The organism is Pannonibacter phragmitetus DSM 14782, from assembly GCF_000382365.1.
In the GTDB taxonomy this organism is placed as follows: domain Bacteria; phylum Pseudomonadota; class Alphaproteobacteria; order Rhizobiales; family Stappiaceae; genus Pannonibacter; species Pannonibacter phragmitetus.
Genome location: NZ_KB908218.1, coordinates 54,741 through 77,942 on the forward strand (window position 1 = coordinate 54,741; position 23,202 = coordinate 77,942).

Below are 23,202 nucleotides of genomic sequence, written 5' to 3' on the forward strand. Positions count from 1 at the left end.
CTCTGCGTCAAATTCCGCAGGCAACCTGCGCCGCCGTGTAACCGGCGCGGGACTTCATGGTGTTCTTGAAAGGCCGGGCAGCCGTCCCCACGTTTTTGTCTGTTGAAATCCGAAAGGGGATGACGATGACTGGGAACACTGTGTTGAGGCCTGGCTGGAACGGGGCAAGCATCGCGCTGATGGTGCTTGGGTTCGTGTTGTTCTGGCCGCTTGGGCTGGCAATGCTTGCCTATATTCTTTGGGGTGACCGCTTCCAGACACTGTTTCAGGACGCGCGTGACCAGTGGAACAGAAGCCCGATCAAGAGCGCGGTGAACAACATGAACACGGGAAGCTTTGGCCGGACCGGCAATGTGGCCTTTGACGACTACCGGGAGCGCGAGCTGAAGCGCCTGGAAGAAGAGCGTGCCAAGCTCGATACCATGCGCGCCGAATTCGATACTTTCCTGCGCGAACTGCGCCGGGCCAAGGATCAGGAAGAATTCGACCGCTTCATGTCCGCCCGTGGCCACAACTCGGGCACCACTGGCCCTGCCTGACCGGCCGGTCCGGTATGGCACACCACGCGGGAAGCGGCGCACCTTGCGCCGCTTTCGCCGTTTATACCAAGACGGAACGAGTGAGCCTCAGTGCCTTGGTATCGGATTCCAGTAGGTGATGGCTGACGCCTTGGCTACTGGATCCCCGCCTGCGCGGGGATGACAAGGTGAGGGTGAATGCGCTGCAAGCCACTCCCCCCGCCTGCAAAACCAGATACCCTCTGATACGGTCGAATCACCTCCCGCAGCGCCTGTCTGCGGGCCTTGCAGGGAAGCGGAATGTTCTCACGGCTGCGGCGGCCTGTTTTTCCGGACCATATCGTGCTGCCGCTGAGTGGCGGCGAGATTGCCGTGCGCCTGCGGCCTGATCCGCGCGCGCGGCGCTATCTGCTGCGCCTGCCGCATGACCAGTCCGGCCCGGTGCTGACCATCCCCAAGGGCGGTTCTCTGTCCACCGCCCAGCGCTTTGCCGAAAAACATGCGGGCTGGCTGGAGGAAAAGCTGGCGGCCTTGCCGCAGACGACCCCCTTTGCCGCCGGATCGGTTGTCCCTGTCCGGGGCGTCCTGCACCGGATCGAGCCTTCCGGCCGCCTGCGCGGGCTGGTGGCAACCGGCACGGACGGTGAGGGCCATCCGGTGCTCAGCGTGCCCGGCGCGCCCGAACATACGGGCCGCAAGGTGGCTGACTGGCTGAAGCGGCAGGCGCGGGCGGATATCGAGGCAGCTGTTGCCCGCCATACGGCAGCGCTTAGGGTGAAGGCCACTGCCATTTCCCTGCGCGACACCCGCAGCCGCTGGGGCTCCTGCGCGTCCAACGGGCGGCTGTCCTTCTCCTGGCGGCTGATCCTCGCTCCACCGGAAATCCTGGATTATGTCGCGGCCCACGAGGTGGCACACCTGCGGGAAATGAACCATTCGGACAGGTTCTGGGCGCTCTGCCGCCAGCTTGCCCCGCACACGCCCAAGGCCCGCCAGTGGCTGAAGGACGAGGGCGGCAAGCTGCATCTCTTCGGCTAATCAGCCACCAAACAGCCTTCCGATGAAGCCGAGCGGCCCGCCTTCCGAGGGCGGCGGCGGGATGACACGGCCATCGGCTCCCACGTCCGCCGGGGGAATGGGGGCATTGTCGGTGGGCACAGGGCCGTAATTCTGCGGCAGCTGTTCGGCAACACCGGGCAAGCCCGCAACGGGCAGACCGGCATGCGCCTTGTCCATCGCCCCCTTCCAGATTTCCGCCGGCAGCGATCCGCCCGTCGCCTTTTTCGTCGGGCTGTTGTCATCGTTGCCGAGCCAGACGGTGGCCGTCAGGTTGCCGGTATAGCCGATGAACCAGGCGTCGCGGAAATCCTGGCTGGTGCCCGTTTTGCCGCCTGCCGGGCGCTGGTCTGCGAGCATCGCCTTCTTGCCCGTGCCGGTCACCAGCGTCTGCGCCATCATGTGGTTCATCTGGGCAAGGCGCAGCGTGTCGATCACCTTGCCCGTTCCATCTCCCTGCCGGGCATAGAGCGTGCGGCCCTCCACCGTGCGGATGCGGCGGATGACATGCGGCACAACCCCGTAGCCGCCATTGGAGAAAGGCACATAGGCGGCCGTGATCTCCAGCGGCGTCACCTCCGATGTGCCCAGCGCCAGCGAAGGATTGGCCGCCAGTTGCGAGCGGATGCCCAGCTTCTGCGCCACCTTCACCACCTTTGCCGGACCCGTTTCCACCGCCAGCCGCGCAGCCACCGTGTTGAGGGACATGGCCAGCGCGTCGGTCAGCGTGACATCGCCGTAATACTGTTTGGTGTAGTTCTGCGGCCGCCAGCCCTTGAGGGAGAACGGTTCATCCCGGCGGATCGTGTCCGGCGTCATGCCGCTTTCAAGCGCCGCCAGATAGACGAAGGGCTTGAAGGCGGAGCCTGGCTGGCGGCGGGCGTTGGTGGCACGGTTGAACTGGCTCTTCTGATAGTCCCGGCCACCCACCATGGCCCGTACGGCCCCTGCCGTGTCCATGATGACGACGGCACCCTGCGAGACCCCCAATTCACGTCCTTGGGCATTCAGCGCAGTCACCAGCGCCGATTCCGCTGCTTGCTGCATCACCGGATCAATGGTGGTGTCGACGATGATGTCACTGTCGATGGATCCGGCAAACTGCGGCAGCAGGTCCATCACCCAGTCGGCCACATAATTGGCGCTGGCGGTGTTGCGGTCGCTGACCACATGGGCCGGCTCGGTCATGGCCGTCCGGGCGGTCGCCGCATCAATGAACCCGGCATCGCGCATGGCAGCCAGAACCACCTTGGAGCGTTCAAAAGCCAGCTCGGGATTGCGCGTGGGGGCATAGCGGCTGGGCGCCTTCAGCAGGCCCGCCAGAACGGCGGCTTCCTGCAGGGTGACCAGCCGCGCCGATTTGCCGAAATAGCGCCGCGCGGCTGCATCCACCCCATAAGCGCCTGCCCCCAGATAGACGCGGTTGAGATACATCTCAAGGATCTCGTCCTTGGAGTATTTGGCTTCCAGCCACAGCGCCAGCACCACTTCCTGCACCTTGCGCTTCAGGGTGCGGTCAGGCTCGAGGAACAGGTTCTTGGCCAGCTGCTGGGTCAGCGTCGAGCCGCCCTGCACCAGATTGCCGGAGGTAAAGTTGACCGTGAAGGCGCGGACCAGACCGATCGGGTCCAGCCCGAAATGGTCCTCGAACCGCCGGTCCTCGATGGCAATCACCGCCTGCGGCAGATAGGCCGGAAGCTGCTCCAGCCGCACGGCCTCGCCGCCCGTGTCGCCCCGGTTGGCCAGAAGCTCCCCGGTGGTGGCAACGATCTTCACATTGGGCGGGCGGGCCGGAACCTTCCACTCGGAAGTGGGCGGCAGATGGGCCGCGTAATAGACGACCACACCGGTGGCGGCGATGCCGCCCCAGATGGACAGGACGAAGCCCCAGTAGAACAGCTTGCGGATCAGCCAGAACAGCGGATTGGACGAGCGGGCGCGGCTGCGCCGGGTTTTCTTTTTGGCCTTGCCCTTGCCGCCTGCCTTTGCGGGCCGCTTGCGGCGGGGGGCGGGGGCATCATCTGCGTCATCGGCACGCGGCCGCCGGGGCCGCCTGGCCGGGCGCTCTGCCGAAACGTCTCCGGTTCCCGGGCGCACATCGTAAAGATCGCCGCTGGCAGGGCCAAACGCCGGTTCAATCCGATTGCTGCCTGCCGGGCGGCGTGCCATGAGCCTCTCGTCACTCTGCGGGCCTGCGCGGGGAACACAGGCATTCTGCATCAAACTAGATCGGCTGGTTTAAGGCGGCGTTAAGCCTTGGGTGCCGGCTGAGGCATGGAGGCGGAGCCCCGCAAGCAAAAACCGCCACCCCGGAGAGGCAGCGGTTCCTGGCTTTGACGGCAACTCTTTAGGCGGCTCAGCTTGAGTAGCGTGAGGCGTCCGCACCGTAATGATTCACGTAGCGCTCGTTCAGCTGCGTCACGGGCATGACGATGAGAACGTCGGTGGTGCCGAACTGGTAGTCGACCACAGCCCCGTCACCGATATAGGCGCCGAGGCGCAGGTAGCCCTTCACCAGCGGCGGCAGTTCACGCAAGGTGGCCTTGTCGTTCAGCTCTTCGCGGGCAACGCGGTTCATCTCGACATAGCGCTCCGGCACGGCGCGCACGCGCCAGGGCTCCGGCGCACGGGCGTGGTGGTGCAGGAAGGAAAGCTGGCTGGCGATCCGGTCCGGATCCGTGCCCTCGATGGAGGCACAGCCAATCATCACGTCGATGCGGTGGCGGATCACATAGGCCCAGATGCCGTGCCACAGCAGCTCGACCGTGCGCTTGTTGCGGTAGGGCTTGAGCACGCAGGAGCGGCCCAGTTCCAGAAAGCGCAGGCCCGGATTGGCATCGACCAGCGGCTGGATGTCATATTCGCTGGCGGTGTAGAAGCCGCCGTTTGCCTCGGCCACGTCCTGGCGCAGCAGGCGGTAGGTGCCGACGATCTGCGGCTGCAGGCGTCCCAGCTTGTTGCGCTTCATCGAGGCATGGTCAACGACCAGAAGGTGATCGCAGATGGCGTCAAAGGCATCCATGTCGCGGCGGGCAGCGAGGGTCTGCGCATCGGCGATGGCTGACATTTCCTCGTAGAAGACGTGATAGCGCAGGCGCTGCGCCTTCTTCACCTCACGCGCGGTGCGGGCGAGGCGCACCTCCAGCGAGCCCACGCGGCCAAGGGAAACATCACCGGCAGGACCTGTTTCACCATGCAAGGGCTTCGCAAAGCCGGGAAAGAAACGCGCGGAAATGCCCTGCTCACCCATCATGGGCACGAACTTCTGCACAAGCTTGCGCGGAGAAAATAGACCTGGCCGCATCATCGAGATTCGGTCCCCTATCTGCCTCGGTTGTTTCCCACCGGGGGCCCTGCGAAACCGGTGCCGCAGGCCTCGTTTGTCCTGTCAGGTTGCTGCGCCGTTGCAGTGATTCTCATCCCTTTAACCGGCGAAATCCTGATCTTGCCGTAGACCATAGTTTTCCAACACTAGCATGACAACGGCCAGCGTTCACAATATTTCGTTATGGTAACAATCCGGGAGCGGCACTATGTCCGGGAGGGCAGATTTTCCAATGCCTCTTCAACGGCTTCGCGGGAAAGCGGTTTTGTGAGGAAACCGGCGACACCGCTCGCCCTTGCCCGGTCGCGGGCAGCCGGCATCACGTCCGCCGTGACGACCAGCACCGGCACATGCGGGCGCCCGCGGGCGGTTTCGATCTCGCGGATCTGCGCCATGGCATCCAGCCCGTCGAGCCCCGGCATGTGCAGGTCCATCAGGATGGCATCGAAACTCTGTTCGCTGGCCGCACGCCAGGCTTCCAGACCATCGGGCACCACCGTCACCTCATGGCCGAGCTTGCGCAGCAGCGCTTCGCCCAGAAGGCGGTTGATATCGTTATCCTCCGCCAGCAGCAGCCGCAGCGGCCGGGCCGGGGCAAGCCGGTGCGGCGCGCCGGGAATGCGCTCGGGCGGCAGGTCTACGGCCGCTTCCCAGGCGAGCGTTTCACCGCCTTCGCCCATGAGGCTGGCAATGATGCGCCGGAGCGTGCGCCCGCGCACGGGCCGCACCAGATAGGCGGAGAAGCCCGCCTCGCGCAGCCGGTCCAGCCGGTCCCGCTCCGGCGGGGTCACGAGAACAATGGCCGGCGCGGCGCAGCCCGCTGCCCGGGCCGTGGCCAGCCAGCCCGCGCCATCGGCCACCGCGCCATGTTCCAGCAGCACGAGATCCGCATGGGGCAGGGCGTCGGCCAGCGTGTCGTCCCCCGGCTGCACAAGCTGCGCCCTGGCGCCATGGGTGATGAACTGCAGCGCCAGCGCTTCACCCTCGATCACGCCCTGTGACACGATCACAACGCGCCGGCCTGTCAGGCATTCAAGACCGGCATGACCGGCAGCATCGGGAGCTTCGGGCAGCGGCAAACAGATGCGGAAGACGGCGCCCTTGCCCTCCTCGGCCAGTGCCTCGACCGTGCCTTCCATCAGCCCCACGAGGCGGCGGACGATGGCAAGACCAAGCCCCGTGCCGCCGTAGCGGCGGGCAGGGCCATGGTCCACCTGCTCGAACTCGCCGAACAGCCGTTCGGCATCGGCTGCCGAGAAGCCAATGCCGGTGTCCCGCACTTCCAGCGTCAGCAGGCTGCCGCTGCCCTGCGGCGTGATGGCAAGGCTGATGAGGACGCCGCCCTCTTCGGTGAACTTGATGCCGTTTCCGGCCAGATTGAACAGGATCTGCCGCAGCCGGTTGGCATCGGCCGTGACGATACGGGGAATTGCCGGGTCGGCGGTGAAGCCGATCTCCAGCCCCTTGGCATGGGCACGCGGCGCCAGCAGCTCCACCACATGTTCGGCAAGGCTTTCGAGGTCCACCGGTCCCGGCTGGATCGTCAGTTTGCCGGCTTCGGCGCGGGAAAAGTCCAGCAGCTCGTCGATCAGCAGCAGCAGCGTTTCGCCGGAGGTTTCCAGCGCCCGCACATAGGCTCTCTGCTCATGGGTGAGATGCGTATCCGACAGGAGCGCCGCCATGCCCAGAATGCCGTTGAGCGGCGTGCGCACCTCGTGGCTGACGGTGGCCAGAAAGCGGGACTTGGCCTCGCTGGCGCTTTCCGCATTCTGGCGGGCGGCCAGAAGCTCCTCTTCCATCTTGCGCCGCGCGGTGACGTCACGCAGCACGGTCTGCAGCACCGGCGTTCCGCGCGGCCCTTCGCGCACGGTCACGTCGATGCGGGAGAACCAGCGCGGGCCTTCGCGGGTGTCGAGCAGGATGTCCCCAAAGACGCCGGTGGCTTCGGCGCTGAGCAGGTCCTGCGGCGTATCCGCCAGCGGCAGCTCCAGCTTTTCGCCGGGACGCGGGCTCTGTTCCGGCCAGAACAGGCTTCCGGCCGCCGGATTGGCATAGATGACGTTTTCTTCCATGTCGCGGCGGATGACCACATCGCCCAGCGCATGGAGAATGCTGGCATGGCGCTCGTCGGATTCGCGCAGCTCCCAGGCGGCATCCTCCAGCTCTTCGATGCGCTGGTTCAACCGGTGGGTCTCCACTGCTGCGGTGCCGAGTGCGGTCTGCAGGCGGTGGCGGTCATCATGAATGACACAGGCGATGGCAAGCCCGCCTGCGGCAAAACCGAGAACCAGCGCCAGAAGCCGCTCGTGAGGCCCGCCGCCGAGCAGCAAAAAGGCAGCAATCAGCGCCAGAATGCCGATACCGGCGGCCAATGTGAGAACCCGTTCGTGACCGAACCGGCGCCCGGCGCGGGTCAGTAAACCGGGCTCATCCGGCGCAGATCCGGGCTGACCGGCCTTGCCCTTCGGCGGACGCTTTGCGTCTTTCGGACTTTGCGGGCGCTTCTGCCCCTCCGGGCCGTCCGGCTGCTGTGCCTTAAGGCCCGTTTCCGCTTCAGCCTTGCTGCCGTTTCCGTCTGCAGATTGCGGTCGCATGCCCTGTCCCCAGCGGCCTGCGCGGCAGGCCTGATCCTGATGAAGGCCCGACAAGGTTCTGCGGGCACAGCCGGAAACAAGCTTGCAGTCCAATCCCTTGAAAAAGCCTTTCGAATTTTAGGCTTTTCCGGTTTGTACAGGTCAGCCTCCCATGCTGGTGATCCCGGCTTCCCAGCCGAGGATGGCGCGTTTGCGCGTCAGGCCCCAGTGATAGCCGCAAAGCCCGCCGGTGCGTCCCAGCACCCGGTGGCAGGGCACCACAAAGGAAATCGGGTTGCGGCCCACGGCCGAGCCCACCGCCCGCGCCGCGCTGGGTTTGCCGAGGCTGCGGGCAATGTCGGAATAGGTGGTCGCCTTGCCCATGGGGATCTTCAGCAGCGTGCGCCAGACGCGGATTTCAAAATCGCTACCGATGAAAATGACCTTGAGCGGCGTTTCCTCAGACCAGCTGGCCGGATCGAACACCCGCGCCGCATAGGGCGCTGTTGCCACGTCATCCTCCACGAAGACGGCCGCAGGCCAGCGGCCGGACATGTCGGCAAAGGCCGTGGCTTCCTCGCCCTCATCGGCGAAAGCGAGACCGGCAAGGCCCCGGTCGGTTGCCATGATCAGCACCTGGCCGAAAGGGCAGGGATGAAAGCCGTAGCGGATGGTGAGGCCCGCTCCACGGTTGCGGTAGTCGCCCGGCGTCATCGCTTCGTGGGTGACGAAGAGATCATGCAGCCGCCCCGGCCCGGACAGCCCCACCTCATAGGAGGTCTCCAGAATGCTGGCTGCATCGCGCAGAAGCTCGCGGGCATGATCCAGCGTGATCGCCTGCAGGAATTGCTTGGGCGTCAGCCCGGCCCAGCGCGAGAACACCCGCTGCAGCTGGATCGGCTGCAGCCCGGCCTCGCGGGCAAGGTCTTCCAGCGCCGGCTGGTCCCGCCAGGTATCGGAAATGCGCTCCAGCGTCTGGCGGACGATGGCATAGTCACGCGCGGCCGCCTCCCCCGTTTCGGGAACGGCGGCCGCCTCGCGTCCGGCAAGGTTCAGGTCGAAAAGCTGGGTCATGGCAACGGCAGGTCCGGTGATTGTCAGATCCTGACCCTAACCCCGGCCCTGCGGCCGCGCCACCCGATAAGCGAGCCCTCAGCCCGCCTTGCGGAAACGGGCCGTGCGCGTGTCGGCCACATAGAGCTTTGCCCGCTCCCCCGCTTCTGCCGCCAGGTCCGCGACCGACTGGTGGATGAAACGGGCGGTTTCATCGCTCATCAGATAGCTGAAGTTGAGCCGCGTCCAGCCGGGCTTCTCGATCTCGTCCCCCGCCTGGATCGAGGCGCGCAGGCCTTCCGAGCGCGCCTGAGAGATGCCCAGCAGCCGGTGCGCATAGGGCCCGGCGCAGGCGCAGCCGCCACGGGCCTGGATGCCGTGAAAATCGGACAGCATGCGGGTGAACAGCTGCGGATGCACCAGAGCGCCGTGGCCGTCTTCCACCTGAAAGGCGAAGATGGGCAGCCGGTCCCGCTGATCCGCCGCCAGAATGCGCAAGGCGGGATGCCCGTCCCAGGCGGCGAAGGCCATGCGGGCCAGCGCCTTGTCACGGGCAAGGATGAAATCGCAGCCCACCGCATCCTTCACCGCAAAGGCGAGGCCCGCGCGGATATCGCCCAGCACATTCGGCGTGCCCGCTTCCTCGCGCGCGGCCAGCGAAGCCGAATAGTCATGCCCCCAGGGCGAGACGAAGGACACCGTGCCGCCGCCCGGCCATGTGGGCTTATTGGCGCGCACCGCCGCATTGCGGATGATCAGGATGCCGGATGCCCCAGGCCCGCCGGGGAACTTGTGCGGCGACACCACCACCGCATCCTTGGCGCAGTCCGCCTCAGGCGCCATGGCAATGGGCAGGTAGGGACCGCCGCCCGCATAGTCCCAGAGGGCGAGCGCGCCATGGCGCTTCAGCAGGCGGGTCACCGCATCCACATCCGTCAGAATGCCGGTGACATTGGAGGCGGCAGAGAAAGCGCCCAGCACCAGTGGCCGGTCCTTGAGGCGCAGAAGCTCGGCCTCCAGCTGATCCATATCCGGCCCGCCCTGCGGCGCTTCGGGGATTTCAACTACCTCCGCGCCGCTCTCGCGCCAGGGCAGGATGTTGGAATGATGCTCATAGGGGCCGATGAGAACCGCCGGGCGGCCACCTTCCTGCCCTGCCCCGCCAAAGCCGAACAGGCTGAGCGCCCGGTTGATGCCGGCCGTGGCGCCGGAACCGGTGAAGATGACCGTATAACTTTCATCCGCACCGGTGCTGCGCGCGATCTGTGCCCGCGCCTCGCGGCGCAGCGTGGTCATCCGCGCCCCGCAATAGGACGCTTCCGTATGACTGTTGGCATAATAGGGCAGAACTTCGGTGAGGATGAACTCCTCCACCTGGCGCAGCGCCCGGCCCGAGGCGGTGTAATCCGCATAGGTGATCCTGCGCGGCCCGAAAGCGCCCTCGATCTCCGCGCCCTCGCCGATCAGCCCGGCGCTGAGCGCCTCGGCGGTGCGGGAGGTGCGCAGGCTGCTCTGGAAGGCTTCAAGGCTCATCGGCATGGGATGGTTCCAATGGAAAAAGACTGATGCATCGAAAATTATGCGATCAGGCTTGAGATATGTTCCCACATTTCACATCATTGCGCATCATAGCGATGAAACTGTTCGACAAAGGCGCATGATGATTGATCAGTTCAACAAGGCCATCCTGAAGGCGCTGCAGGAGGATGGCAGCCTGACCCAGCGCGAGTTGTCGGAGAAGGTCCATCTGTCGCCCAACGCCTGCTGGAACCGCATTCAGGCGCTGAAGAAGGACGGCGTGATCACCGGCCAGACGGTGCAGCTTGACCGCACCCGGCTGGGCCTGGATCTTGTCGTCTTCGTGATGATCCGCACGCGGCATCATTCCGCCGAATGGCTGGAGGTCTTCCGCAGCCACGTGGTGCAGATCCCGGAAGTCATCGACTTCTTCCGCATCGGCGGCGACTATGACTACATGCTGAAAGTCGTCACCCGCGACATGGCCAGCTACGACGCCGTCTACCGCCGCCTGATCTCCGGCGTCGAACTCGACAGCGTCACGTCCTACTTCGCCATGGAAGCCATCGAAGAGCAACGCCCCCTGCCTGTGCGGGAGACGAAGGACCGGTGAGGAGTTTGACCGCCTCGGGCATTGCACGTTGTGCTGAATATCAAAAGTTGTGCATACCTATTTCACTGTACGCTGTTATGCTGACGTGATATCGGCAGCTTTTGGAAGCTTTGAATGTTCATTGAGCAGCTAGAATGTCATTGATGCAGATGGATCAGATCGTAGGACCAATTCTTGCGCTGCCCCGCGGCGCCAAGCGCATCATTGCACTTCTGGCCGATGCCGGGATTTGCGTGCTTACAGTTTGGCTCGCCTTCTTCCTGCGGCTGGGAGACTTTGTGCCTTTGACCGGCAATGCCTTGTGGGCTGCCGTTGCCTCCGTGGGGCTGGCCCTGCCCATTTTTGTGGTAACCGGGCTCTACCGTGCCATCTTCCGTTACAGCGGCCTGCCTGCACTGATGGCCGTGACGCGTGCCATTGGCATCTACGGCATTCTCTATGCGGCGCTTTTCACAGCGGTCAGTCTGCCGAATGTTCCGCGCACGGTTGGTATCATCCAGCCTTTGCTGCTCTGCATTTTCATTGGCGGCTCACGGCTTCTCGCACGGTTCTGGCTTGGCGGCCACTACAACAGCATCCTGCGCCTGTCGAGCCGGCCCAAGGTTCTGATCTACGGGGCAAGCCGTCTTGGCCATCAGCTGGCACTTGCCCTGACAAACAGTCCCGAGATGAAGGTCATCGGTTTTCTTGATGACGACCCGATGCTGCACCGCAAGCTTCTCAACGGCTTGCCGGTCCATTCGCCCGACAGCCTCGAAAGCCTCGTGGAAACACATGATATCGCTCATGTGCTGCTCGCTGTCCCCAATCTTGCCCGCGCCCGCCGGAACGAGATCATCAGCCGTCTGCGCGGCCGGGGTGTGGCTGTGCGCACCTTGCCGAGCGTTGCCGATCTGGCGCGGGGCCGTGTTGCCATCTCGGATCTTCAGGATCTGGACATCGACGATCTTCTCGGACGGGAGCCAATCTCGCCGGATCCGGTTCTGCTGGCCAAGAACATCGCAGGCAAAACGGTTCTGGTGACAGGGGCAGGCGGATCGATCGGCAGCGAGCTTTGCCGTCAGATCATGACAGCAGGCCCAGCGCGGCTGCTGCTCGTCGAGCAGAGCGAGTTCGCGCTCTATAATGTTCATCAGGAGCTGGAGCAGAAGTACCGCGACACAGGGATCGAGGTGACCCCACTTCTGGCTTCCGTTGCTGATCCCCTGCGCATGCAGCAGATCATGAAGTCCTTCTCTCCCGAGACCGTCTATCACGCAGCCGCCTACAAACATGTGCCGCTGGTAGAGCACAATCCCTCGGAGGGCATCCGTAATAATGTGTTCGGCACGCTGTGTGTCGCAAAGGCGGCGCAGGAGGCAGGTGTTTCCGATTTCGTGCTGATCAGCACCGACAAGGCCGTGCGCCCCACGAATATCATGGGTGCGAGCAAGCGGCTGGCGGAAATGGTTCTGCAGGCCTTTGCTCAGTCCTGCAGCACAACCACTTACTCCATGGTCAGGTTCGGCAACGTGCTGGGTTCATCCGGCTCAGTGGTGCCGAAATTCCGCCAGCAGATCCGTGACGGCGGCCCCCTCACGCTCACGCATCCGGAAATCACCCGTTACTTCATGACCGTGCCGGAGGCGGCTCAGCTCGTGCTTCAGGCGGGCGCCATGTCGTCCGGCGGTGATGTCTTTGTGCTCGACATGGGGGAACCCGTTCGTATCATTGATCTTGCCCGGAAAATGATCGAGCTTTCCGGTCTTACCGTGAAGGACGAAGAGAATGAGGATGGCGATATCGAGATCCATATCACCGGTCTTCGTCCGGCCGAGAAGCTCTACGAAGAGCTGCTGATCGGCGACAATCCGGCAAGGACATCTCACCCGCGCATCATGAAGGCCCGTGACGATTTTCTGCCCTGGCCCGAGCTTGAGGCGAAGCTGGCCGAGCTGGACCAGGTTGTCCGAAGAAATGACGTCGCAGCCATCCGGACTCTGATGAGCGACCTTGTGTCTGGTTACGTCAGCTCAAGCAGGATTGTTGACTGGATTCATGTCGAGCAGAGCGCCGGGACAAAGCGCATCGCGTGACACAGCATCATTGCCGGTTGAGAACCAGTGACCGTGTCCCGCACGGCGGCAACACACCGCCGTGCTGATTTTACGGGTACGGGCGCAAACGCTGCCCGTGGGACGGATCAGAAGTAATCGGCAGCCCTGAAGCTCTTGGCTTCGCGGTCCTTGCTGCTCACGACAGCCTCGCCATCAATGGGCCAGTCTATGCCGATGTCCGCGTCGTCCCACCGGATAGACCGCTCGCTTGCCTGATCATAGAACGCAGTCGTCTTGTAAAGAAACTCCGTGCCCTCTTCGAGTGCGGCGAAGCCATGCGCGAAGCCGGCAGGCAACCAGAGCTGGTTCCGGTTTTCAGCGGAGAGCAGCGCTCCTACCCATTTGCCAAATGTCGGAGAGCTCTTTCGCAGGTCGACAGCGACATCGTAGGCAGCGCCGCTGACGACGCGCACAAGCTTGCCTTGGGCATGAGGAGGCAGCTGATAGTGCAGGCCTCTGACGACGTTTTTCCGGGACACAGAGTGATTATCCTGCACAAACGTCACACCGCCGCCCGTGACCGTGTCAAATACCCGCTGGCTGAAACTCTCGAAGAAAAGCCCACGGTCATCTGCAAAGGTCCGGGGTTCGAAGAGAACCACGTCAGGAATTGCAAGGCGTTCGTACTTCACGGCCTGCCCCTCTCGCCAAGAATGCGCTTGAGATACTGGCCGTAGCCGCTCTTTCCAAGAGCTTCGGCAAGCGCGAGCATGTCATCATCGCCGATCCAGCCACTGCGCCACGCGATTTCCTCCGGACATGCCACCTTGAGGCCCTGACGGTGCTCGATCGTGGCAATGAACTGGTTTGCTTCCAGCATGGCGTCGTGAGTGCCGGTATCAAGCCAGGCATAACCCCGGCCCATCAGCTCAACCTTGAGGGTGTTCTTCTCCAGGTAGATACGGTTCAGATCGGTGATCTCGAGCTCCCCGCGAGGAGAGGGCTCAAGCGACTTGGCATAGTCAACGACATTGCTGTCATAAAAATAGAGCCCGGTGACAGCAAAGTTGGACTTTGGCTTTGCCGGCTTTTCCTCGATGGACAGAACTGTTCCAGCCTCATCGAACTCCGCAACACCGTAACGTTCAGGGTCCTGCACATGGTAGGCAAAGACCGTTGCGCCATCGTCGCGGCTGCCAGCCTGTTTCAGCAGAACAGGCAGGTCATGACCAAAATAAACGTTGTCGCCGAGGATGAGCGTCACAGGTGCGCCATCGATGAACTCTTCGCCGATCAGGAATGCCTGAGCGAGCCCGTCCGGGCTGGGCTGCACCGCATATTGGATCGAGATTCCCCAGCGTGAACCGTCACCCAGAAGCTGTTCGAAACGCGGTGTATCCTGCGGCGTCGAGATGACGAGAATGTCCCTTATGCCCGCCAGCATGAGCGTGGAGAGCGGATAGTAGATCATTGGCTTGTCGTAGATCGCCAGCAGCTGCTTGGACACTGCGATGGTCGCCGGCCACAGGCGTGTGCCTGAGCCACCGGCAAGAATGATACCTTTACGCGTCACGTTCGCTTCCTCCGATAGCATTGACCGTCCAGTCCCGCATGGCCTCGCGCCAGTCCGGCGCGTCCACATGGAACGCATCCGCAAGGCGGCTGGCATCGAGCCTGGAATTGAGAGGACGTGCAGCTGGCTGTGGATAGTCAGCCGTCGCAATGGCACGGATGTCTTCAGCCCGCAAGGCAAGCCCGCCTCCGGCAGCCCATGCCTCATTCACGATGAACCGCGCGAGTTCTGCGCGATTGGTCTCGCCGGACGGGGACAGATGATAGAGGCCGGCCAGCTGTCTCGCGTCAGGGGCTTCGGCCAGCCGCTGAAGGGCTTTGACAGTCACCTCCGCGATAAAAGCCGCATCCGTCGGTGCACCAGTCTGATCCCCCACAACGTTCAGGCTCTCGCGTTCGCGCGCAAGATTCAGAATTGCCTGCGGAAAATTGCGATGGCCTGAAGCGTAGACCCACGACACGCGGAAAATCAGATGGCTGCAGCCGGACGCCGCGATCGCCAGATCGCCCTCGAGCTTTGTCCGGCCATAGACGCTGAGCGGATTGGTGGGGTCGCTCTCGACATAGGCTGAAGCCTTGCGGCCATCATACACATAATCCGTCGAGTAATGGATGAGCCATGCGCCGGTTTCCCGCGCCTTCGCTGCCATTATCCCCGGTGCATCACGGTTGATGATGCCTGCCAGCTCTGGCTCCGTCTCAGCCTTGTCCACCGCTGTGTAGGCGGCAGCATTGATGATGATGTCCGGCCTAACCTCGTCGATAACTCTGCCGATCCGCTCAAGATCATTCAGCGGAGCCTCATGACGGTCAAGGCCGGTCAGATGCCAGCCGGATGGAAGAGCGCGGCTGATAGCGGCACCAACCTGCCCGTTCTTGCCAAACAGGAGAACTTTCATGCGTATTGCTCAGCGATCCAGTTGCGGTATGCGCCACTGGTGACACGCTCAACCCATTCGGGATTATCTAGGTACCAGCGGATGGTCTTGCGCAGCCCGCTGTCAAAATTCTCCCCGGCGCGCCAGCCGAGCTCATTTTCAAGTTTTGTTGCATCGATGCTGTACCGGCGGTCGTGGCCGGGCCGGTCGCGGACGAAGGCGATCTGGCTGTCATAGCTGCCGCTGGAGCGCGGGCGCCATTCATCGAGCGTCGCACAGATTGCGCGCACGACATCAATGTTCTTGCGCTCGTTACGGCCCCCGATGTTGTAGGTCTCGCCAAGCCGGCCGTTTGCGAGAACGAGACGCAGTGCAGAGCAATGATCCCCCACATAAAGCCAGTCGCGGACCTGCGCACCATCACCGTAGATGGGCAGCTCCTTGCCATTGAGGGCATTGTGAATGACCAGAGGAATGAGCTTCTCGGGAAACTGGAACGGCCCGTAGTTGTTTGAACAATTCGTCACAAGTACGGGCATGCCGTAGGTCGTGCCATATGCCCGCACAAGATGGTCCGATGACGCCTTGCTTGCCGCATAAGGGCTATTGGGATGGTAGGGATGCGTCTCGGAGAAGGGAGCATCCTCCGGTTCCAGCGAACCATAAACCTCGTCGGTCGAAACATGCAGGAATCTGAAGCTATCACGCGCCGCGCCGGTCAGCGATTGCCAATAGTGGCGTGCCGCCTCCAGCACACGGAACGTTCCGACCATATTGGTCTGCACAAAAGCCCCCGGGCCGCTGATGGACCTGTCCACATGACTTTCCGCGGCAAAGTTGAGGATGGCCCGGACTTCGTGCCGCTGCAGAAGATCTGCAATCAGGGATTGATCTTCAATGTCACCCTTGACGAAGTGATGGCGATTGTCCGCCCCCAGCGAAGAGAGATTGTCGAGATTACCCGCATAGGTCAGCTTGTCCAGATTGACGACGGGCTCGCCCTCTTGCTTCAACCAGTCCAGAATGAAATTGGCTCCAATGAAGCCTGCGCCGCCAGTTACCAGAATTGTCATGACCAAATACTCATAAGTCAGGATTTCAACACGCACTTTGACGCTGTACGAAGGCGCATGAAATGTCTCATTCTCCAGACTGAAGCTATATAGCAGGGGCAGGGGCAGGCCAAGCCCTACCCGCGCTCAGGCCTGAACCCATGGAATCCTGCCACCGAAAGTGGCTCGCGGCGTGATGTGAAGTTGACAAGCGTGCGCCCTGTTGTCATTGACAACCTGCCCGTTGAAGGGCTGCTTGCAGCGGCAGACAGGAGTGAAGGCGTGCGCGTACTTGTTTTATTTGGAACTCGCCCAGAGGCCATCAAGATGGCGCCGGTGATTTCCGCTCTCAAAAAGACGCCAGGACTTCATCCCATCGTGTGTTTCACCGGTCAGCACCGCGCCATGGCCCTTTCGGTCATGGAAGTTTTCGGCATCACGCCTGACATTGACCTGAACGTCATGAAGCCCGGCCAGACCCTTGAGGGGCTGACGGCTGATCTCATGATGGCGCTGCAACCTGTCTTTGAAGAGCATAAGCCGGACATGGTTCTGGTGCAGGGCGACACGACCACGGCGATGGTGGGGGCGCTTGCCGCGTTTTACCGCCACGTCCCGGTCGGGCATGTCGAAGCAGGCCTGCGGACCGGCGACATGAAGCAGCCCTGGCCTGAAGAGGCCAACCGCAGGATCATCGGCCTCATGGCAAAGCGCCATTACACGCCGACGAAGCTTGCGACGGACAATCTGCTCCGGGAAGGGGTGCCGCCCGCAGATATCCTCGAAACGGGCAATCCGGTCGTGGATGCGCTGCTGTTCATGCGCAACCGCCTGCACACGGAAGACGCCCTGCGCAACAAGATGGCCGGAGTGTTTGACTGGATCAATCCGGACAAGAAGCTCCTGCTCGTGACCGGCCACCGCCGCGAGAGCTTCGGCAAGGGCTTCGAAGAGATCTGCCTCGCAATCCGGGAAATCGCCGATACGACCGATGCCGAGGTGGTCTATCCCGTGCACCTGAACCCGAATGTGCGCGAACCCGTCAACCGCATCCTGGGCCCTGCCTCGAATGTCCGTTTGCTGGAGCCGCTTGCTTATGACGAGTTCATCTATCTGATGGACAAAAGCGATCTGATTCTGACCGATTCCGGCGGCATTCAGGAAGAAGCCCCGTCATTCGGCACCCCTGTTCTCATCATGCGCGAGACCAGTGAGCGCCGCGAGGCCATTGACGCAGGTGTTGCACGCCTGGTCGGTGCAAACGCAGAGCGCATCGTCACAGAAACCCGGAAATTGCTGCTTGATGAGGCAGCCTACAGCGCCATGGCGCGTGTACATAATCCATTTGGTGATGGCACTGCCTCCCTTCAGATCGCAGAGGATATTCTGAAAAATGCATCCGCTTCGTAAGGTCGCCGTTATCGGTCTTGGCTATGTTGGTTTGCCGACAGCAGCGACGTTTGCACGCTCCGGGCTGGAGGTTCTTGGCGTCGATGTGAACGAGGAGGTGGTGCGTACCATCAATGATGGCCGCATCCACATTTACGAGCGCGACCTCGACATCCTTGTTCACGACATGGTGGTGGCCAAGCGCCTGCAGGCTGCTACAAAGCCCGCTGAATCAGACGCCTTTGTCATTGCCGTGCCGACCCCGGTCAACGCAGACATGACGCCGAACATGACGCTCGTCGACAGTGCCTGCGCCTCGATCGCGCCCGTGCTGAAGAAGGGCGACATCGTCATCATCGAATCCACCTCGACGGTGGGTACGACCGAACGTGCTTCCCGGCTTCTTGCGCAGGCGCGTCCCGATCTGGTGTTCCCGCATCAGGCTCCGGAAGAGGCCGATGTTTTGATGGCCTATTGCCCCGAGCGTATTCTTCCGGGAGCTACGCTTGAGGAACTGGTCAACAACGCCCGCGTTCTCGGCGGTCTGGATCAGCGCAGCTCGAACAGGGCTCTGGAGCTCTACCGGTTCTTCGTCAAGGGCGAGATGATCGTGGCGCATGCCCGCGCCGCGGAGATGTCGAAGCTTACCGAGAATGCCTTCCGCGACGTGAACATTGCCTTCGCCAATGAACTGTCGATGATCTGCGACGAGCTCGACATCGACGTCTGGTCTGTGATCCGCGCCGCCAACCTTCATCCGCGCGTGAATATCCTGCAGCCTGGCGCCGGCGTGGGCGGGCACTGCATTGCCGTCGACCCCTGGTTCATCATTGATCAGGCGCCGAAGACCGCCCGCATCATGCGCATGGCGCGCGAGACGAACCACGCCAAAACGCGGCTGGTTGCGGAGAGGATTGCCGCCGCTGCAGCAAAGCCGTCAGCCGTCATCGCCCTGCTCGGCCTCTCCTACAAGCCGGATATCGATGATTTGCGCGAGAGCCCGTCTCTGGAAATTCTGGACCATTTGCTGGAGCAGGGCTTCTCCAACATCGTCGTGGTCGAGCCGAACATCACCAAGCTTCCGTCCGCCTATGAAACCAAGCCCGTCCGGTTGCTTGGCCTCGATCAGGCCCTGGCCGAAGCGGACGTCATCGGCGTTCTCGTCGGCCACAAGGAATTCTTTGCCGAACGCAGCAAAGTCTACGCAAAGGGCAAGCCTGTCGATCCGGTTGGCCTGTACCGGTAAGACTGGGAGAACACCTGGCGGGGTTCCGATGGGTCATGCGCCAGGCCGGTGCCAGACAGTGAGGGACCCGGCTATGAATCCGGATCCCTCTCGTCCCTCCGGGCGCATTCAAAACAACTTGCATCGCATCCGGATTGCCGGAGAGGGCGCAGGTCTGTTACCGCTCCATGCTGGCAGGCCGATTGCATGACTGCTGAAGCCGGGCCAGCCTGATACAACTTGCTGACAATCAATTTCTGCCGCATCGGCGACGAAATGAATATGAAACAGGTGTGCTCATGAGCTGGATGCCCGCTTCGACGGTTATTGCCTATTTGCTATGCGCGGCCATGCTGCTTTTCGCATGCGCCTTGCGGGCGCGTTGCGGCTCCTGGTCCAATCCGTCCGTTGTCTTTGCCCTGTTCTGGGGCATGATGACGTTGATGCCGGTGTTTTTCGTGCCGGAGATCGAACCGTCTGCATATGCGATCGGCTATATCGCCGCCGCCGTATTTGCCTTTGGTCTTCCTGCGTTTTTCTTCAACTGGAGCGGCCCCCTTGCGGCTTCCGCAGCACGCAGGCAGAGCAACACATCGAGCACATTTCTATCGGGCAATGAAGCAATGCTCTTATTGTTTGCAGGGCAAGCACTTGTACTCGGCTGTATGGCAGCTAATGTTGCTTATCAAGGCTTCTCCGTAGTCGAGTTCATTCTCGACCCCTTTAGCTTAGGCTGCAAGTACCTTCCTTATCGCTACAACGGCCATCTGAAGCAAGTCCACATAGCTCAAATCGGCGTAATTTTAAATTATATTTCAGCATCTTTTGCTGGACTAATCATTGCAAACAGAAATGGATATTTAACTCCTTCGTTCGCGATATTTTTGTCATTGGTCCCTTCCTTGTATTCGGCATCGGCTTACGGGGATAAAGGAACCATACTGCTCACTATTGCCTTTCTATATGGATCAGTTGTTGTTGGGCGAATTCGCAACGGCTCAACAGCGCTTATAACATTTCGTACAATTGCAGCTATTATTCCAATTCTATTAATTGTCGCGTCGGTAGTCGGTATTGCAATGATGAATAGAGGAGGCGGGTCGTGCGTTAGCCAGGAACCCAAAGACAATCAGGAAGAATTGATGGCGCTTTCAGAGGGCGCCATCGAGAGCGATACAGGAGAAACTGCAGGGGGCAATGCGGGGGACGCTGCGGTGCCGACTGCCTCTGAGCCGGCAACCAGCAGGCTAAAGTTCAGCCTTAGATCGTATGCCTTTGGTCATATCTTTGCTTTCTCTTCCTGGTTCGATCATCGTCTAATCGGCGGTGATATGTTGCCTGAACATACTGAGCCTAAACCTGAATTTCACCCCCAGTGGAATTTACATGGTGAGCCTGCATTGTATAGAAACCCCAAGGACCTCACCTATGGGTTTTGGACATTCATGGCGATTGCGCAGTATATCGACCCCAATTATGCAGCACTTGTACCCGAGGGTTACTACGATGAGTACTTTTTGAAAGAAGGCGTCATCCAAACCAATGTTTACACATTTTTCAGAGGCCTGATTAATGATTTTGGCATAGCTGGCTCTATGATTTCATTGATTTTCATTGGGGCAACACTAAATTACGCATATAGAAGACAGCTTCTATTAAAGGCTTCAGCCGCCTCTCAGGCTCTTTATATACATTACGCTGGATATCTTTATACTTCAGCCTTTATTAGCTTACTTATCTGGAGCAGTGTCATTGCATCTGCAATCGGCACATTTGTGATGCTTGCTGTGATCGACTACATTGATCGCAACGGTGGATCGTTCTGGGACGTGCTTTCCCTGCGCCACAAGCGAACCGGCAGGGCTGGAGAGGCCAAGTGAAGCGTTTTGTCGATGTCGTACTGGTGCTGCTTGCTGCACCGCTCTGGGTGCCCTTGCTTGCCATGCTTGCCATAGTTGTGCGGGTCAAGCTGGGCTCACCGGTCTTCTTCAGCCAGATAAGGCCCGGACGTGACGGCAAACCGTTCCGTCTGATCAAGTTTCGCAGCATGACCAATGCTCGTGACGCATCGGGGGCGCTGTTGCCCGACGCGGAGCGTCTACCGCCATTCGGGCGTCTTCTGAGATCAACAAGCCTCGACGAACTGCCTGAACTGCTGAATGTCCTCAAAGGAGACATGAGTCTGGTCGGACCGCGCCCGCTGTTGATGGAATACTTGCCACTCTACAGCGCCGAGCAGGCCCGGCGCCATGAACTGCGTCCAGGCCTTACTGGCTGGGCTCAGGTGAATGGGCGCAATGCGCTGTCGTGGGAAGACAAGTTCAAACTCGACGTCTGGTATGTCGACAATCACAGCCTTTGGCTGGATTTGAAGATTCTTCTGCTTACACTATGGAAGGTCGTCAAGCGTGAGGGAATTTCAGCGTCTGGTGAGGCTACCATGTCACCATTCAAAGGGGAGTAGAATGAAGCTTTACGGAGTTTATGGAGCCAGCGGATTTGGACGAGAGGTGATGCCTCTGTTACGCTGGCAATTGAATAGTCAGCAAGATATTGAGTTCGTTTTTGTGGACGACGGAGGCGGTCCAGACTTGGTCAATGGACACAGATGTATGCCCTTCGATGCTTTTTTCGCAGAACAAGCAGAAGAACGCGCTATAACTATTGCAATTGCGAACAGTTCGGTGCGGTCGAAGTTGGCAAAGAAGTGCACTGATTTGAACATCCAGATCATTGACGTTGCTGCGAGCAACTCCGTTATAATGGACGACGTATTTATATCTGAGGGCTCTATTATTTGCCCATTTGTGACAATAACCTCGAATGTGAAAATTGGCCGCCATTTTCACGCAAACATATACTCTTATATTGCTCATGACTGTATTGTCGGTGATTTTGTCACGTTGGCGCCCGGTGTTATGTGTAACGGAAACGTGCGCATTGAAGACGGTGCTTATGTTGGCGCAGGGGCAATCCTTCGCCAAGGAACACCAGACAAGCCTCTTGTGATTGGAGCTGGGTCTACTGTCGGCATGGGTGCAGTTGTTACTCGTGATGTCCAACCCGGTTCAACGGTGGTAGGCAACCCAGCAAAACCGTTGATCAGAAGCTGACCATTCGGTGAGAAGAAGCAGTTGTCGTCCCGGATAAAACAATCTTGTCAGTCTAGCTTGTCAAATGTTGCAGGACCTGAAATATGTTGAATTCACCCTTTGCACCGTGGCCAAGCTTCAGCGATGAGGAAATTGCCGCGGTTACGGATGTGTTGCGCTCCGGCCGCGTCAATTACTGGACCGGTACGCTCTGCCGGGATTTCGAGAAGGAGTTCGCGGCCTGGTGCGGCGTGAACCACGCAGTCGCCCTGTCCAATGGCACCCTGGCGCTGGATGTGGCACTCAAGGCGCTTGGTGTGGGACCTGGGGACGAAGTGATCGTTACCCCCCGCAGCTTCATGGCCTCCGTATCCACCGTCGCTACCGCTGGTGCCATTCCTGTGTTCGCCGAGGTGGACCGGGATTCGCAGAACATCACCGCCGAAACAATCCGTGCTGTCCTGACGCCACGTACAAAGGCAATCATTCCGGTGCATCTGGCCGGCCAGCCCTGTGACATGGACCCAATCATGGAGCTTGCCGCAGAACACGGGCTGTTCGTGATTGAAGACTGCGCTCAGGCCCATGGCGCCCTCTACAAGGGCCGGAGCGTCGGTTCGATCGGTCATGTGGGGGCCTGGTCCTTCTGTCAGGACAAGATCATGTCCACCGGCGGCGAAGGTGGAATGGTCACCACCAACGACCCTGAACTCTGGTCCGCGATGTGGTCTTACAAGGATCACGGAAAAAGCTGGGAGGGGGTCCATAACCGTCCGCACCCGCCCGGCCCACGCCTTGTTCATGACACCTTTGGCACCAACTGGCGCATGCTCGAGATGCAGGCGGCGATCGGGCTGATCCAGTTGCGCAATCTGGATACATGGGTTGCACGCCGCAACCAGATTGCAGATGCACTGCGCAGCGCCTGCAGCCGCCACACGCAGGTTCTGCGCACGCCGGTGCCAGCGGAAGACATGCACCACGCCTACTACCGTTTCTATGTTTTTGTAGAAGCCGGCAACCTGGCGGATGGCTGGAGCCGTGACCGGATCATTCAGGAGATCAACGAACGCGGTGTTCCATGCATGCATGGCTCTGCATCTGAGATCTATCTGGAACAGGCGTTCGATGGCACGGGCTGGCGGCCTTTGCAGCGCTTCCCCGTTGCGCGGGAGCTCGGGGAAACCAGCATTGCCCTCCTGACGCATCCCACGATCACGGATGAGCAGGTCGGCAAGGCATGCCAGGTTATTGACGAAGTTTGCAAGCTCGCTGCAGCCTGAAACACATGACGATCAGATC

The 23,202-nt window shown here is 61.0% G+C and carries 19 protein-coding genes; 10 read left to right on the top strand and 9 right to left on the bottom strand.

Annotated features, from left to right (window positions below; translation table 11 throughout):
* Positions 1 to 125: 125 nt before the first annotated feature.
* The gene (locus tag H163_RS0108730; RefSeq protein WP_026355639.1) at positions 126 to 539 is read left to right on the top strand and encodes a DUF2852 domain-containing protein; all 414 of its coding nucleotides are present in this window, start codon (positions 126 to 128) and stop codon (positions 537 to 539) included.
* 279 nt (positions 540 to 818) lie between these two features.
* On the top strand, positions 819 to 1,556 hold the full coding sequence (locus H163_RS0108735) for a M48 family metallopeptidase (protein WP_019964190.1): 738 nt from the start codon (positions 819 to 821) through the stop codon (positions 1,554 to 1,556).
* On the opposite strand, the gene H163_RS0108740 is transcribed toward H163_RS0108735, so the two are convergent.
* From H163_RS0108740 to H163_RS0108760, 5 genes are all read right to left on the bottom strand, one after another.
* Positions 1,557 to 3,743 (bottom strand): transglycosylase domain-containing protein, encoded by a 2,187-nt coding sequence (locus tag H163_RS0108740; RefSeq protein WP_019964191.1) that lies wholly within the window; start codon positions 3,741 to 3,743, stop codon positions 1,557 to 1,559.
* A gap of 187 nt (positions 3,744 to 3,930) precedes the next feature.
* A complete protein-coding gene (gene olsB / locus H163_RS0108745; RefSeq protein ID WP_425298539.1) occupies positions 3,931 to 4,824 on the bottom strand; it encodes a l-ornithine N(alpha)-acyltransferase in 894 nt (297 codons plus the stop codon).
* Between the two features lie 281 nt (positions 4,825 to 5,105).
* Entirely contained in the window at positions 5,106 to 7,493 is a 2,388-nt protein-coding gene (locus H163_RS0108750; RefSeq protein ID WP_115336511.1) for a PAS domain-containing hybrid sensor histidine kinase/response regulator, read from the bottom strand.
* 141 nt (positions 7,494 to 7,634) lie between these two features.
* On the bottom strand, positions 7,635 to 8,546 hold the full coding sequence (locus tag H163_RS0108755) for a methylated-DNA--[protein]-cysteine S-methyltransferase (protein WP_019964194.1): 912 nt from the start codon (positions 8,544 to 8,546) through the stop codon (positions 7,635 to 7,637).
* 78 nt (positions 8,547 to 8,624) lie between these two features.
* Positions 8,625 to 10,064 (bottom strand): aminotransferase class V-fold PLP-dependent enzyme, encoded by a 1,440-nt coding sequence (locus H163_RS0108760; RefSeq protein ID WP_019964195.1) that lies wholly within the window; start codon positions 10,062 to 10,064, stop codon positions 8,625 to 8,627.
* Positions 10,065 to 10,182: 118 nt separating this feature from the next.
* Between H163_RS0108760 and H163_RS0108765 the strand changes: the two genes are divergently transcribed.
* Positions 10,183 to 10,656, top strand: a complete 474-nt coding sequence (locus tag H163_RS0108765; protein ID WP_019964196.1) for an Lrp/AsnC family transcriptional regulator — start codon at positions 10,183 to 10,185, stop codon at positions 10,654 to 10,656.
* A 143-nt stretch (positions 10,657 to 10,799) separates the two neighbouring features.
* Positions 10,800 to 12,731: a polysaccharide biosynthesis protein gene (locus H163_RS0108770; protein ID WP_019964197.1), complete on the top strand. Its 1,932-nt coding sequence runs from the start codon at positions 10,800 to 10,802 to the stop codon at positions 12,729 to 12,731.
* Positions 12,732 to 12,838: 107 nt separating this feature from the next.
* On the opposite strand, the gene rfbC is transcribed toward H163_RS0108770, so the two are convergent.
* Genes rfbC through rfbB form a run of 4 tightly spaced genes read right to left on the bottom strand, consistent with a single transcriptional unit; the run spans position 12,839 to position 16,215 of the window.
* A complete protein-coding gene (rfbC, locus tag H163_RS0108775) occupies positions 12,839 to 13,384 on the bottom strand; it encodes a dTDP-4-dehydrorhamnose 3,5-epimerase (protein WP_019964198.1) in 546 nt (181 codons plus the stop codon).
* Positions 13,381 to 14,286: a glucose-1-phosphate thymidylyltransferase RfbA gene (gene rfbA, locus H163_RS0108780; protein WP_019964199.1), complete on the bottom strand. Its 906-nt coding sequence runs from the start codon at positions 14,284 to 14,286 to the stop codon at positions 13,381 to 13,383. The genes rfbC and rfbA overlap by 4 nt, the downstream gene beginning before the upstream one ends.
* Positions 14,255 to 15,163, bottom strand: a complete 909-nt coding sequence (rfbD, locus tag H163_RS22535; RefSeq protein ID WP_019964200.1) for a dTDP-4-dehydrorhamnose reductase — start codon at positions 15,161 to 15,163, stop codon at positions 14,255 to 14,257. The genes rfbA and rfbD overlap by 32 nt, the downstream gene beginning before the upstream one ends.
* The gene (rfbB, locus tag H163_RS0108790) at positions 15,160 to 16,215 is read right to left on the bottom strand and encodes a dTDP-glucose 4,6-dehydratase (RefSeq protein WP_026355643.1); all 1,056 of its coding nucleotides are present in this window, start codon (positions 16,213 to 16,215) and stop codon (positions 15,160 to 15,162) included. Before rfbB ends, rfbD begins: the two co-directional genes overlap by 4 nt.
* A gap of 261 nt (positions 16,216 to 16,476) precedes the next feature.
* On the opposite strand from rfbB, the gene wecB reads away from it, so the two are divergent.
* The 6 genes from wecB to H163_RS0108815 all read left to right on the top strand — a co-directional run bounded on the left by wecB (position 16,477) and on the right by H163_RS0108815 (position 23,183).
* Positions 16,477 to 17,604 (top strand): non-hydrolyzing UDP-N-acetylglucosamine 2-epimerase, encoded by a 1,128-nt coding sequence (wecB, locus tag H163_RS0108795; RefSeq protein ID WP_081625998.1) that lies wholly within the window; start codon positions 16,477 to 16,479, stop codon positions 17,602 to 17,604.
* A complete protein-coding gene (gene wecC / locus H163_RS0108800) occupies positions 17,588 to 18,829 on the top strand; it encodes a UDP-N-acetyl-D-mannosamine dehydrogenase (protein ID WP_019964203.1) in 1,242 nt (413 codons plus the stop codon). Before wecB ends, wecC begins: the two co-directional genes overlap by 17 nt.
* A 278-nt stretch (positions 18,830 to 19,107) precedes the next feature.
* Positions 19,108 to 20,688 carry an O-antigen polymerase gene (locus H163_RS24355; protein ID WP_019964204.1) on the top strand — a complete coding sequence of 527 codons (1,581 nt, stop codon included), beginning with the start codon at positions 19,108 to 19,110 and terminating at the stop codon, positions 20,686 to 20,688.
* The gene (locus tag H163_RS0108810) at positions 20,685 to 21,272 is read left to right on the top strand and encodes a sugar transferase (RefSeq protein ID WP_019964205.1); all 588 of its coding nucleotides are present in this window, start codon (positions 20,685 to 20,687) and stop codon (positions 21,270 to 21,272) included. Before H163_RS24355 ends, H163_RS0108810 begins: the two co-directional genes overlap by 4 nt.
* Before the next feature lies 1 nt (position 21,273).
* Entirely contained in the window at positions 21,274 to 21,921 is a 648-nt protein-coding gene (locus H163_RS23960) for an acetyltransferase (RefSeq protein WP_081625991.1), read from the top strand.
* Between the two features lie 83 nt (positions 21,922 to 22,004).
* A complete protein-coding gene (locus H163_RS0108815) occupies positions 22,005 to 23,183 on the top strand; it encodes a DegT/DnrJ/EryC1/StrS family aminotransferase (RefSeq protein ID WP_019964206.1) in 1,179 nt (392 codons plus the stop codon).
* Positions 23,184 to 23,202: the final 19 nt, after the last annotated feature.

Excerpts from the sequence above, each read along its gene's own strand:
- rfbB (WP_026355643.1), bottom strand. The coding sequence starts at position 16,215 with ATGACAATTCTGGTAACTGGCGGCGCAGGCTTCATTGGAGCCAATTTC.
- H163_RS23960 (WP_081625991.1), top strand. The coding sequence starts at position 21,274 with ATGAAGCTTTACGGAGTTTATGGAGCCAGCGGATTTGGACGAGAGGTG.
- H163_RS24355 (WP_019964204.1), top strand. The coding sequence starts at position 19,108 with ATGAGCTGGATGCCCGCTTCGACGGTTATTGCCTATTTGCTATGCGCG.
- H163_RS0108750 (WP_115336511.1), bottom strand. The coding sequence starts at position 7,493 with ATGCGACCGCAATCTGCAGACGGAAACGGCAGCAAGGCTGAAGCGGAA.
- H163_RS0108760 (WP_019964195.1), bottom strand. The coding sequence starts at position 10,064 with ATGCCGATGAGCCTTGAAGCCTTCCAGAGCAGCCTGCGCACCTCCCGC.
- H163_RS0108815 (WP_019964206.1), top strand. The coding sequence starts at position 22,005 with ATGTTGAATTCACCCTTTGCACCGTGGCCAAGCTTCAGCGATGAGGAA.
- rfbA (WP_019964199.1), bottom strand. The coding sequence starts at position 14,286 with ATGCTATCGGAGGAAGCGAACGTGACGCGTAAAGGTATCATTCTTGCC.
- H163_RS0108730 (WP_026355639.1), top strand. The coding sequence starts at position 126 with ATGACTGGGAACACTGTGTTGAGGCCTGGCTGGAACGGGGCAAGCATC.
- olsB (WP_425298539.1), bottom strand. The coding sequence starts at position 4,824 with ATGGGTGAGCAGGGCATTTCCGCGCGTTTCTTTCCCGGCTTTGCGAAG.
- wecC (WP_019964203.1), top strand. The coding sequence starts at position 17,588 with ATGCATCCGCTTCGTAAGGTCGCCGTTATCGGTCTTGGCTATGTTGGT.
- H163_RS0108740 (WP_019964191.1), bottom strand. The coding sequence starts at position 3,743 with ATGGCACGCCGCCCGGCAGGCAGCAATCGGATTGAACCGGCGTTTGGC.
- H163_RS0108735 (WP_019964190.1), top strand. The coding sequence starts at position 819 with ATGTTCTCACGGCTGCGGCGGCCTGTTTTTCCGGACCATATCGTGCTG.
- H163_RS0108755 (WP_019964194.1), bottom strand. The coding sequence starts at position 8,546 with ATGACCCAGCTTTTCGACCTGAACCTTGCCGGACGCGAGGCGGCCGCC.
- H163_RS0108765 (WP_019964196.1), top strand. The coding sequence starts at position 10,183 with ATGATGATTGATCAGTTCAACAAGGCCATCCTGAAGGCGCTGCAGGAG.
- rfbD (WP_019964200.1), bottom strand. The coding sequence starts at position 15,163 with ATGAAAGTTCTCCTGTTTGGCAAGAACGGGCAGGTTGGTGCCGCTATC.
- H163_RS0108770 (WP_019964197.1), top strand. The coding sequence starts at position 10,800 with ATGCAGATGGATCAGATCGTAGGACCAATTCTTGCGCTGCCCCGCGGC.